At 73.2% G+C, this 11,956-nt stretch carries 11 protein-coding genes; 3 read left to right on the top strand and 8 right to left on the bottom strand.

The genetic code is table 11. The annotated features are described in order from the left end of the window. Positions 1-77: 77 nt before the first annotated feature. From dnaE to KY462_01855, 3 genes are all read right to left on the bottom strand, one after another. Positions 78-4,133, bottom strand: a complete 4,056-nt coding sequence (gene dnaE, locus KY462_01845) for a DNA polymerase III subunit alpha (GenBank protein ID MBW3576483.1) — start codon at positions 4,131-4,133, stop codon at positions 78-80. A gap of 3 nt (positions 4,134-4,136) precedes the next feature. Beyond that, on the bottom strand, positions 4,137-4,427 hold the full coding sequence (locus tag KY462_01850; protein MBW3576484.1) for a nucleotidyltransferase: 291 nt from the start codon (positions 4,425-4,427) through the stop codon (positions 4,137-4,139). Positions 4,428-4,517: 90 nt separating this feature from the next. After that, positions 4,518-5,495 carry a hypothetical protein gene (locus KY462_01855; GenBank protein ID MBW3576485.1) on the bottom strand — a complete coding sequence of 326 codons (978 nt, stop codon included), beginning with the start codon at positions 5,493-5,495 and terminating at the stop codon, positions 4,518-4,520. An 88-nt stretch (positions 5,496-5,583) separates the two neighbouring features. Between KY462_01855 and KY462_01860 the strand changes: the two genes are divergently transcribed. Together KY462_01860 and KY462_01865 are read left to right on the top strand one after the other, a co-directional pair. After that, positions 5,584-6,525 carry a hypothetical protein gene (locus KY462_01860; GenBank protein MBW3576486.1) on the top strand — a complete coding sequence of 314 codons (942 nt, stop codon included), beginning with the start codon at positions 5,584-5,586 and terminating at the stop codon, positions 6,523-6,525. Further along, positions 6,525-7,028: a DUF3105 domain-containing protein gene (locus KY462_01865; GenBank protein ID MBW3576487.1), complete on the top strand. Its 504-nt coding sequence runs from the start codon at positions 6,525-6,527 to the stop codon at positions 7,026-7,028. Before KY462_01860 ends, KY462_01865 begins: the two co-directional genes overlap by 1 nt. Here the strand turns inward: KY462_01865 and KY462_01870 are convergent. The 4 genes from KY462_01870 to KY462_01885 are packed head-to-tail and all read right to left on the bottom strand — an operon-like array spanning position 7,022 to position 8,869. Continuing rightward, positions 7,022-7,573 carry a methylated-DNA--[protein]-cysteine S-methyltransferase gene (locus KY462_01870; GenBank protein MBW3576488.1) on the bottom strand — a complete coding sequence of 184 codons (552 nt, stop codon included), beginning with the start codon at positions 7,571-7,573 and terminating at the stop codon, positions 7,022-7,024. The two genes, KY462_01865 and KY462_01870, sit on opposite strands and share 7 nt — an antisense overlap. Further along, entirely contained in the window at positions 7,570-8,196 is a 627-nt protein-coding gene (locus KY462_01875) for a thiamine phosphate synthase (protein MBW3576489.1), read from the bottom strand. The genes KY462_01870 and KY462_01875 overlap by 4 nt, the downstream gene beginning before the upstream one ends. After that, on the bottom strand, positions 8,193-8,528 hold the full coding sequence (locus KY462_01880) for a hypothetical protein (protein MBW3576490.1): 336 nt from the start codon (positions 8,526-8,528) through the stop codon (positions 8,193-8,195). The genes KY462_01875 and KY462_01880 overlap by 4 nt, the downstream gene beginning before the upstream one ends. 2 nt (positions 8,529-8,530) lie before the next feature. Further along, positions 8,531-8,869, bottom strand: a complete 339-nt coding sequence (locus KY462_01885) for a hypothetical protein (protein ID MBW3576491.1) — start codon at positions 8,867-8,869, stop codon at positions 8,531-8,533. Between the two features lie 87 nt (positions 8,870-8,956). Between KY462_01885 and KY462_01890 the strand changes: the two genes are divergently transcribed. Next, a complete protein-coding gene (locus tag KY462_01890; protein ID MBW3576492.1) occupies positions 8,957-10,879 on the top strand; it encodes a PASTA domain-containing protein in 1,923 nt (640 codons plus the stop codon). A gap of 52 nt (positions 10,880-10,931) precedes the next feature. Here the strand turns inward: KY462_01890 and KY462_01895 are convergent, their stop codons facing one another. Further along, a complete protein-coding gene (locus KY462_01895) occupies positions 10,932-11,891 on the bottom strand; it encodes a zinc ribbon domain-containing protein (protein ID MBW3576493.1) in 960 nt (319 codons plus the stop codon). Between the last annotated feature and the right edge of the window lie 65 nt (positions 11,892-11,956).

Genomic DNA, 11,956 nt, shown 5'->3' on the forward strand with positions numbered 1-11,956 from the left:
CTCCACACCTCCGCTGCATCGTTGGCGATCCACACCTGGCGGCGACCGCCCCGACGTCCCTGATGACCCGACGCGTGTCAGCGGCTTCCGGAGGCGAACATCGCCGCTGACAGTCCCGAAGGGCGCGCAGCGGTGCGGCGGTGCGGCGGCGGCGGTCCGCTGCGGGCCAGGTCCTCGTCCAGCCGTCCCTCCCCCCAGGCGCGCCACAGGCGCGTGAGGTCCCACGCCCTCTCGGCGATCACGGTGATCCCTCGCGGTCCGCGCCGGTCGAGGCGACCTTCGACGACGACCAGCCAGGCGTGCAGCACGGTCCAGGCGTGCCCTCGATCGCCCCGCCCATCGCCCGCCAGTGCCCGCTCGAAGAAGTTGCACTGGGTCGTGCCGGTGCGGTCGTCGAGCGAGAGGAACAGCACCCGCTGCCCGGACCGCACCGGGGGTGACTGCAGCGCGGCCCGTACCCCGGCGACCCGGACCCGGCCGGGAGGCACCGGCGCCCCGCCGCCGGTCGGGTTCGGCGTAGCAGCCGGGTCGTCGCGTTCGAGGCCGGCTGCGCGGGTGACGCCCAGCACGTCCAGCAACGGCTCGTAGAACGCGACGACGTGGCGGGAGACGTCCAGCCCGAGGACCTCGAGCTCGTCACGCACCTGGTCGGCGCTGGTGATCTGCGGCAGCCGCGGGCGGTGGTCGGCGTACAGAGCCAGCGCTGCCTGCGGATCCAGGATCGCATCACCGCCTGGTCGCGATCCGCGACGTCCCCGGCGTGAACCCCACAGCTCCTCGACCGCCAACAAGGTGGCCCGCCGGTCGCCGCAGCCGATCTCGTCGAGCGCGCCGATCTTGGCCAGGTTCTCGGCAGTCGGTCGCGACAGTCCTCCGCGAGCACGCAGATCCTCCAGGCACGTGTAGGGCCGACCAGCGATCAGCGTGTCACGTTCGGCGTCGGTCATGCCGCGAACGTCCTGCAGGCCGACCCGCACCGCCCAGCGCCACCGCCGTCCGTCGTGATCGACGCCAGCGTCGCCCGCATCGCGCCCCGCCGGCGGGAGCAGGCCACCCCGGTCGGTGTCCACGGTTGTTCCCGCATCCGGGAACAAACCACCACCTCGCGCCCTACCCCGGTCGGTGTCCACGGTTGTTCCCGCATCCGGGAACAAACCACCACCTCGCGCCCCACCCCGATCGGTGTCCACGGTTGTTCCCGCATCCGGGAACAAACCACCACCTCGCGCGGTAGCACCATCGGCCGCACGATCGGACGCGGCTGGATCCGACCAGGTCCATCCGGCCGGCAGCGGGGCGCCGCGACCGACCTCCAAGCGGGCGTAGGCCTCCTCCTCGGCCACACGCTCGACCGTGTACTCGGCCGCCGACACGTTGACGTCAGCAGACAGAACCGCGACGCCGAACTGGCGCGCCTCCTCCAGCAGCAGCCGCCGCGGGTACATCCCCGGGTCGTGTGTGAGCAGCCCGGCGATCAGCTCGGGCAGGTAGTGCACCTTCAGCCACGCCGACCGGTAGGTGGGGACGGCGAACGCGGCGGCGTGCGCCTTGCAGAACCCGAACGACGCGAACGACTCGACCTGCCGCCACACCGCCTCGGCGGTCGCCCGATCGATCCCCCGTTCCAACGCCGTTGTCAGCGCCCATCCCCGCAGGTGAGCCAGCTGCGTCTCGTCGGCGAGCTGACGGCGGACGAGGTCGGCGCGGGACAGGTCGCAACCCGTGAGCGCCGCCACGGCCTTCATCACCTGCTCGTGGTAGATCACGACCCCGAAGGTGTCCTCGAGGGCGGGTTTCAGCAGCGGGTGGATGTAGGTGGCGGGCTCGGCGCCGGTGCGGCGAGCCACGAACGGGCCGACCATGTCGGCCTTCACCGGACCGGGACGAAACAGCGAGATCTCGGTGACGAGGTCGTCGAAGCGGTCGGGTTGCAGCCGCCCGAGGAGCTCCCGCTGGCCGGGGGACTCGACCTGGAACACCCCGATCGAGCGGGTCGTGCGCAGCAGCTCGTAGACGGCCGGGTCGTGGAACGGGATCGCGTCGAGGTCGATCTCCTCGCCGCGGGTGGTGGGGATGAGCTCGGTGGCGTGCCGCATCGACGACAGCAGTCGCACCGCCAGGATGTCGAGCTTCAACAGCCCCAGCGCGGCAACGTCGTCCTTGTCGAACTGGGTCATGGAGAACCCGTGCGGGGCGGGCCCGTCACGACCCGTTCCCGCTGAGCGTTCCACCGGGGTGACGTCCATCAGGTCGACGTCGGCGAGGACGATGCCGCAGGGGTGCAAGGCGAGATGGCGGGGGAAACCGTCGATGCGTTCGACCACCTGGAACAGGGTGTCGAGCTGGCCGGCGCCGAGACGTGAGCCCTCCAGCTCGGGCAGCTCCCGGAGCGCGGCGCGGACGTCGCGGGCGCGGACGTTGTGCAGCGAGGTCGCCACCAGGTCGATCTCCTCGGGTGGCACACCCAGGACCTTCCCCACCTCCCGCACCGCCATCCGCGCCTGGAAGGTCTCGACCATCGCGACGCATGCGGTGCGTTCCTCGCCGTAGCGATCGAGGATCATGCGGTAGACGTCCTCACGGCGGGCCGACTCCACGTCCAGGTCGATATCGGGGAGCTCGTCGCGATAGGGGTTCATGAACCGCTCGAAGACCAGCCCACCCTCGATCGGGTCCACGTCGCTGATGCGCAGCGCGTAGCACACCAGGCTCCCCGCGGCCGACCCACGGCAGGCGGTGAGCACGCCGGCGTCGCGGATCGCGGCGGCGATGTCGGCGACGGTGAGGAAGTAGTCGTGCAGCCCCAGCCGGTCGATCATCGCCAGCTCGTGACGGAGGCGCTCGGTGACCTCAGGCGTGAGCCGGGGACCGCCCCGCCCGCTGTAGCGGTCGTGCACCCCGACCCAGCAGCGCACGTGCAGTTCGCGGGCGGCGTCCCCCTCCGACAGGCCAGTCAGGCGCGGGACGTGGGTGCGGTCCAGGCCGAGGTCGATCTCGCAGGACTCTGCGATCGCCGCCGCGTTGGCCAGCAGGTCGGGGCGATCACCGAACAGCGGTATGCGCAACAGGTCCGCGGCGCTCTTGAACCAGCCCTCGGCGGTGCGGCGGCCGACGTGACGATCGGTGACGGGGACCTGCGCGCGCACGCACGCCAGGACGTCGGCGAGGTAGGCGTCACCCTCCTGCAGGTAGCGCACGTCGTTCACTGCCGCGGCGGTCAGCCCCAGCCGGTCGGCGAGCGCCACCATCCGCCCCGCCCACTGGGCGTCGTCGTAACTTCCCCGGCCGTCCACCCGACTTCCCCGGCCGTCCACCCGACTTCCCCGGCCGTCCACCCGACTTCCCCGGCCGTCCACCCGACCTCCCCGGCCGTCCACCCGACCTCCCCGGCCGTCCACCCGACCTCCCCGGCCGTCCACCCGACCTCCCCGGCCGTCCACCCGACCTCCCCGGCCGTCCACCCGACCTCCCCGGCCGAGGTGGTGGCAGACGGCGATGACCACCTGATCGGGTCCGAACGCCTCGACCCAGCGGCGGGTCTCGGTCTCGGCCGCCCCCAGCCGTCCCTGTGCCACCAGCCGCCCCACCGGCGAGTCCACGCCGAGCAGGACGTATATCCCCTCGGGGCGGGCGGTCGCGTCATCCCAGCCCAGGTGCGGGGAGCTGCGCACGTCACGGTGGGCGGCGGAGACCACCCGGCAGAGGTTGGCGTAGCCGTGCTGTGTCCGGGCCAGGAAGGTGACCCGTGCCGCGTCGTCCTCGAGCCAGGCCGGGCCAGCGCCCGGACGCATCGTGCGCGGATCGGGGCGTGCGGCGGTCGTCGGCAGGCGGGCACGACCGGCCCTGGTGATCGCCCACCCCGGACGCTGCCGGTCGGGAGACAGGGCGAGATCGGCACCGAACACCGGCGTCACCCCTGTCGTGGCGCACGCCTGGGCGAAACGGACGGCGCCGTACAGCCCGTCGCGGTCGGTGAGTGCGACGTGGGTCATGCCGGCCAGTGCGGCGGCGGTCGCGAGCTCACGGGGACGGATCGCGCCGTCACGCAGCGAGTAGCACGAGCGCACCGTGAGGTGTGCGAACGGCGGGACTCCGCCCCGCGCAGGGGTGGCTCGTGTGCGACCGTGGCCCACCGGTCAGTCCCAGATGCGGTCGAGGTGCCAACTGCCGCCGCGACGGACCAGTTCGTACACCCCGCGGGACCCCGGCGTTCCGTTCCGGGCTTCGACCCGCCACAGATCGGCCTGCTCGATGCGGATGGCGCGTCCGTCGGAGCGCCGCCACCATCCCGGGTCCTCGCGCCAGTGCCCGAGGACCTGCACCACCTCGTAGCCCTGGCCGCGCCAGCGGAAACGGCGCGGGGCGGGTTGGCCGTGGTCGGTGTCGAGCTCAACCGCATCGAGCGCTTCGCGGTACCGCTTGGTCATCCCCGCACCGAACGTCCTCGCACCGAACGGATGTTCGATACGACGCTACGACCGTCGGGTCCCCGCAGTCAAGCGCGCAGGAGGTGCTGTCTAGGTCCTAGGACGCCGGCTGCGCTCACGCAAGGTGGCTGCCGCCTCGGCCGCGACAGCCTCCACCGGCTCGTCGAGCACCAGGCGCCCGTTCCATCGCCGTAGCAGCTCCTCGTTCAGCTCGCGGAACGGATCCAACGCCGCGACCGCCTGCGGGTGGGTGCGTCGCAGGCCCTCGTGGATCACCGGAGCCACCACGAAAGCCGGGAACACGCCCCGCGGGTCGTCCAGCGGCTTCAAGCCCCGGACCCAGGCGTTGCCGTCGGTGCGGGTGGTCAACCCCGCAACGCACTCGCCGCGTTCGACCCCGCGCACCGCGTCCTCGGGCGGGACCGCCAGCACCTGCGTGCGGACGAACTCGTCCAGCGTCCTGTCGGTGCGGATGACGTACACCCGGACCACCTCGGCCAGCCCGTCGGAGCGGCTGGCGAACTCCGCATGGACGCACAGCCGCGGGAGGTCTTCGTCGCGGGCGGCATCGTCGGTGGACGCCAGGACCGTGGCGAGATCCTCGAGGTCGTCCATCCACTCCCGCGCCGGCGGACGTTGGACCACGAAGGCCAAGGTGGCGTTGACCCCGGTCGGCGCCAGCCACTCCAACGGGTGACGGCGCGCATCCGCCCGGCTCACGCGCTCGTAGGACGCGGCGGGATCGCGTGGCGGGTCGACGAGCCCCAGCGCATCCATCCACACTGCGCCGGTGTAGCTGGGAACGACCTCCACGTCGCCCAGCTCGACCGCCTGGCGGGCATCGCGCGCATCGGCGAACTCCACCACATCGGCGGCGACGTCGTCCGCCTCGAGCAGAGCGACCAGCACATGCGCCAACAGTGACGCCTCGCGCTCGGGACCGGTGCCGACCCGGACCGGGTGCTGCCCGTCCGGGGCGTGACGGGCGTGTCGCGCCCACGCCGCGACACCACCCGCCGCGCCGACGGCGAGGATCGTGAGGACGACCAGGGCACGGCGCACGGACACAGGGTGCCACCGTCGGCCAGGAACGCCACCGGGAACGGCGGATCGGCCCGTCGGGTACCCTCCGTCCACCCCGCCCGGGAGTGCGGCGATGTCCCCAGAACACCCCCTCAGGTTGTCGCGCCGGGGGTTGCTCCGCGGCCTCGGTGGACTCGGCATCGCCGGGCTCCTCGCCGCCTGCGGTGAGCGCCGCCCCGCCGGGACGGCGTCTCCGGCTCCCACCGGCACCCCTGAAGACGTCCGCCAGGCCGTGTTGGACCAGGCGGGGATCGACGCCCCGCTCGACCTCAGCGTCATCCTGCCGGCCGGGTTCTTCCTGACCGGCCCGGGCCGGCGGGTGGTGTTCGGGCTGGGGACCTCGCCGACCGAGGTCGTCGGGAACCTGGACGTCGAGGCGTACCTGGTCAGCGATCTGGGGTTGGAGGTGGCCGAGGGCCCGCTGCAGGCCAGCTTCCACGAGGAGGGCCTGGAGGGCCGGGGGATCTACGTGATCACCACATCGGTCCAGGACCCGGGCACCTACTGGCTGGCAGCGGCGTCGTCGGAGCACGCCGCGGTCGGGGCGCTCAACATCTTCGACGCGGCCCGCAGCCCGCTGCCCGAGATCGGGAGCGCGTTCCCGTCGGCGCCGACTCCCACGGTCGAGGATGCGATGGGCATGGACGAGCTGTGCACCCGCGAACCGGACTGCTCCATGCACGACGTGTCACTGGAGGCTGCGCGGGCCGACGGACGACCGGTCGTGATGACCGTCGCGACACCGAAGTACTGCAAGACCGCCATCTGCGGCCCCGTGGTCGACATCGTGGAGGGCCTAAAGGGCAGCTCCGGTCGTGACGACGTGGCCTGGATCCACGTTGAGGTCTTCTCCGACGCCGGGAACACCCCGATCCCGCTGGTGGCCCAGGACGGGCCCCTGCCGCTGCCGTCGGAGCCGTGGACGTTCTTCGTCACGTCCGACGGCAACCTCGCCGACCGCTACGAGGGCCCGACGCCGGCCGATCTGCTCCGGACGTCACTGGACCAGATCTAGTGCGAGGCGCCCCGTGGGTCGCGGCGCTGGCCGTGCTCGCCACGGGGTTGCCCGGCTGCGGCGACGGCGACGCGCAGGTCGCGTGCGGTGCGGTCGAGCACCCCGAGGTGCAGGCCGGCAGCCACCTGATCGGAGGCGCCACACCGCCGGTCCCCTACTCGTCGACCCCGGGGACCTCCGGATGGCACGCCGCCGGGGCGCCCCGGACGGGGGTCTTCGGGGCGGCGGATCCGCTCAGCGAGCCGGAGATCGTCAAGGCCCTGGAGGTCGGCCAGGTCGTTGCCGCCTACGACCCCACGCGCCTGGCCGCCGACGCCACCGCGCAGCTCGAGGAGCTGGCGCACGACCGCTTCGCCGGTGCGCTGACAGTCACCCCGTTCTCCGGTGACCTCGGGGCGCCGCTGGTGCTCAACGCCTGGGGGGTGCGCCAGCCGTGCACGGGCGTGGACGCCGACGCGATCGGGGCGTTCGTCGAGGAGCACGCCGAACCACACCCTCACTGACGAGGGGCTGGCCCTCGTTGCGCCGACTGCAGCGCCCCCTCGAGGGCCAGCAGCGCGTGCTTGAGGTGCGCCCCGCCGGTGTACCCACCGACGTCTCCGCCGCGGCGCACGACCCGGTGACAGGGCACCACGATCGCGAGCGGGTTGGCCCCCAGGGCGTTCCCCGCGGCCCGGGCGGCGCGGGGGTTGCCCGCGGCCGCCGCGACCTCCCCGTACGTCGCGACCTGCCCGTAGGGAATGCGTGCCGTTGCGTGCAGAACACGGCGTGCGAACCCGTCGCCGAGCAGTGACCAGTCCAGCGGCAGGTCGAAGACGGTCTGCGCGCCGGCGAAGTACCCGTCGAGTTGGTCGCGGACGGCCGCGAGACGGGGCGGATCCTCGACCGTGCGCGCAGACAGCCGCTCCGCCAGCTGCTGCACCGCCTGGCCGACGCCGTCAGCGACGAACACGACCGCGGCCAGCCCGTCGGCCGTGACCGCGGCCAGCAGCCGCCCCAGCGGTGAGGGCAGGACCGTGTACGCCACCGTGGCGTCGGGCGGCGTCACAGCGGATGCGCCGCCAGGGCCCGGCGCAGAGCCCAGCACACCGGACCGGGGTCGTCGACCGCATCCAGCCCCTCGGCCAACAGCCGCCCCGCCCCACGGTCCAGCGCGCCGGTCGCTGCAGCGAGGTCCGCCCCGGCCGGAGCGAACCAGACGTGCGGGCACCGCCCCGACGCGTACTCGATCAAGCCGTCGCCCACCGCGACGTAGTCTACATCCTCGTCCGCGGCGGCCGCCACCGAGGCCGCACGGCGCGCGGTGCGGCCGATCAGCAGGTCGGGGCCCACGACCCTGCGGGCGTGGTCTGGGGGGGCGTCCACCGGGCCGACGTGGACACCGTCTGCGCCCACCTGCACGGCCAGCCCCGGGAGGCCATCCACGACGAACAGCGCCCCGTACCGGTCGCAGACGCGCCGGAACGCGTCCGCGGCGACGCGGAGGGCGTCCTCCGGGGCGGTGGGTTCGCGTAGCAGCAGCAGGTCGACGCTGCCCTCGCACAGGGCCGCCAGCCGCCCGCCGAGGTCGCCGGTGGCCGGGCGGGTCCCGGCGACCGCCGCCAGCCGCGAGTCGGCGAGTCGGGCCTGGCGCCGCTCACCGGCCGGGGACAGGCTCGGGAAGACCGTCACGGCCACCGGTCCTGTCGGCCACGGTCGCGCCGCCGGCGCGGCGGGAGCAGGCCAACGTCATCACCCGCGAGGCGGTCGCCACGCTCGCCGGCGCGGACCATCCCGCGCAGAGCTGACCACGCCACCAGGCCGACGGCGCTCACCACCGTGCCGAGCCCCGCCACACCGAGCCAGAGCCGGACGGCTGCGGCCGACAAGCCACCGGTCAGGCCGGCGCTGAGCACCGCGCCGAGCACCGCGAGCGCCGCCCAAACGGCGCCGACCACACCGATGCGTCGCCGCACCCACGCGAAGTCGATGACAGGCTCGTCGCGCTGGTCGCTGGCCGGCACGACTACAGCCCGGGGTCGCCGAGGTCGACCCGCAACGTCCGCAGGGTTCGGGTGATCTCGGTGCGGACCGCGTCGGGGTCGGGACGCAGCCGCACGTCGTGGCGCGGGTACAGCTCCTGGAACGTCGTCTCGCCCGCCCCGATCTGCATGCCGTGCTCGAGGAAGAAGTCCCCGAGCAGGAACGCCCAGGTGAACACCACCTCGTCACTGAAGTCGTGGACGCTGAAGGTCAGGAACCGGTTGAACTCCAGCACCCACTGCTGTCCGCCCCATCGGCTGGTCCCCGCATCCTCGAAGCCGAGCGCCACCAGGCTCTCGGCGAACGTGTCCGCCTGGGTCACGGTGTGGCCTCCGACAGCCGAAGTCGCCTTCAGAGTACGCGAGTGCCCGACGGTTGAGGTCCGCGCCTGGGATGCCGTGGCGGTTGAGTGTCCTATCATCCGGGCGTGTCGGAGTCCCCCCCCTCGAGTACCGCCACGCTGCTCGGCGGTCGCTACCGCGTCGTCGAGGAGATCGCGCGCGGCGGCATGGCAACGGTCCACCGCGGCGTGGACGTCGTCCTGGATCGTCCCGTCGCGATCAAGATCATGCACCGCCATCTCAGCGCTGAGCCCACCTTCCTCGACCGCTTCCTGCGTGAGGCGCGGGCCGCGGCGGGTCTGTCGCACCTCAACGTGGTCGCCGTCTACGACTGGGGACACGATCGCGACGACGCGTACCTCGTGATGGAGCAGGTCAACGGGCTGTCGTTGCGGCAGGTGCTGCGCGCCCGCGGGCGGCTCTCGCCCGCCGAGACCACCGCCGTGTTGGCCCCTGCCGCGGCGGGGATCGCAGCCGCGCACCGCCGGGGGATCGTCCACCGCGACGTCAAGCCGGACAACATCCTCGTCGCCGACGACGGCGTGGTGAAGGTCACCGACTTCGGACTGGCCCGTGCCGCCGCGACCAGCACGCAGACGTTCGCGCCGGGGTCGCTGGTGGGGTCCCCGCACTACCTGGCGCCCGAGGCGGTCCGCGACGAGCAGCTCGACGAACGCGCCGACGTGTACGCCCTTGGCGTGGTCGCCTACGAGTGTCTGGTCGGCCACCCGCCGTTCCAAGCCGACAACGCCGTCGCCACCGCCGTGCGCCACACCCGCGAGACCGTCCCGGCACCGTCGACGATGGTGGAGGCCGCGGCAGCCCTCGACGAGGTCGTCACGACCGCCACAGCCCCCGACGCCGCCGACCGGTACCCGGATGCGGCGGCGTTCGCTGCGGCGCTCCGCGCCGCGGTCCCCGACAGCGAAGTCGTCGCAACCAGCCGTGACCCCGACCGAGCGACGGTGGTGATCCCCCCCGAGACGACCGACACCGTCGTGCCGTCGCCCGCACCGGCCGACACGGACGTCTCCGAGCGGCCGGCGCCGCGGCGGCGCCCCCGCCAACGTCCCGGTCGGGCTCGGCGGTGGGTCCGGAAGGCCGTCGGCGCACTCGTCCTGCTGGCGTTGGTTGCCGGTGGCGGGTACCTGGCTTGGGACCGCTACGTCGCACCCGTCACGCCGGTCCCCGACGTGGTCCAGCTGTCGCGCGAGGACGCCGTCCGAGAGCTCCGAGAGTCGGGCTTCGCCCCGGCCATCGACGACGACAGCGTCTTCGACCGCACGATCCCCGCCGACCACGTGGCCGCGCAGGACCCCACCGGCGACGTCCGCCGGGGGACCACGGTCGTGCTGACCCTGTCCGCTGGACCGCCCGATGTGCCCGGCGGCGTCCCGGAGGTCGTCAACGTCCCGGCCGCGGACGCGCAGGCAACGCTGGAGGAGCTCCACCTGGTGGTCGAGGTTCACGAGACCTACCACGAGGAGGTGGCCGAGGGCCTGGTGATCGCCGTCGACCCGCCCCCCGGGACCACCATCAAGGAAGGTGCCAGCGTGGCGCTGGCCGTGAGCCGGGGACGCCAGCCGATCACGGTCCCCGGCGTCGTCGGCGACGGCGAAGGCGAGGCGTCGGCCGCGGTCGCCGCGGACGGCCTCGATCCGGTGGTGGTCGACCGGGTGTTCAGCGACGAGGTTCCCGCAGGCGTGGTGGTCGACCAGCGCCCCAAGCCGGGTGCGACCGCCTACCGTCAGGACCGCGTCGAGCTGGTGGTGTCCAAGGGGCCCCAGCCGTTCCCGATGCCCGAGGTGCGTGACACGCAGCGTTCGGACGCGGTCCGGATGCTGGAGCAGCTGGGGCTGAGCGTCGAGGTCCGCGAGCAGGAGCGCATCTTCGGGTTCGGCGGCCGCAAGGACACGGTCGCCAAGCAGGACCCAGACCCGGGCGTCACCGTCCGGCGGGGAGACCGCGTCACCATCTACGTGTGGAGGTGATCGGCGCCGGGTCGCGGCCTGGAAGCGCCCCGGCCCGGACGGACAGCCGTGGTCACTGCCAGGCGGCTCCGCGGTCGCGACCGCGCGCCGGCCAACCCAGCAGCGTCACGTCGCTCAGTGCCACGTCAGGGGACCGCTCCCCGGGGAAGCTGCCGACGACCTCGAGCGTGACGAGACGGCCGAACACCGGCTGCGGGAAGGTGACCTGCTGGTCACCGGGGAGGTCGTGGAGGCTCACCTCGAAGACCGCGTCGTCGTCGACCGACACCACCACCTGCGACACGCGTCCAGCCGCTGCGAACGCGTCGTCGTCACGCTGGTCGCCGTTGCGCACGACCAGCGCGGCGATCCACGCACGTCCGGACAGGCGCAGCTGGATCCGGCTGCCCACACCAGCGCTCTGCCACGTGGTGGACGGATCCCCGTCGACCACGAACCTGGCCGTGTCCGTCGACGAGGTTGCGCTGTTCCCGGCGATCTCGAGCGCGACGGGGTCGTCTGGGTACAGCGACGCCTCGAAAAGGGGCAGCCCGCGGGTGGCTTCCATATCGAGGCCGACCTGCCGGTAGATGAAGGCGCCGATCAGGGTGCCGATCAGCGCCCCGATCAGCACGACCAGGACGACCCGGCCGACCCGCGACGGCGAGGCCGCGGCGCTGACGGCACCGCCGTCGACCGCACCTGTCCCCGCGACAGCGAGGCTGTCCGCCAGCTCGCCGGAGTGGAGGTCGGCACCGCACCGCCCGCACACGTCGCGCGTGGGGCTGTTGGCCGCCCCGCACCGGCGGCACGTCGCGAGAACCCGCCCAGCAGGTGCAGACGCCCGCTGCTCGGCACGGTCGTCGCCCCCGAGCGTGACCGGCGGTTCGGTGGCCGCCGAGGCCGTCCTGGCCTCGGCGGGTCGGTGCAGGCGCTGCCCGCAGAAGGGACAGAACCTGGCATCGACTGCGACGGGTGCCGAGCACGACGGGCAGGCCGTCTGTGCCTCACCCGTGACCTCGCGCCCGCCCATCGTCCCCCCGCCGGACCTGCGCGCAGGGTACACACCGACGGTGCGAACCCGACGACGTGCGGTTC

Source organism: Actinomycetota bacterium (assembly GCA_019347675.1).
Classification (GTDB): domain Bacteria; phylum Actinomycetota; class Nitriliruptoria; order Nitriliruptorales; family JAHWKO01; genus JAHWKW01.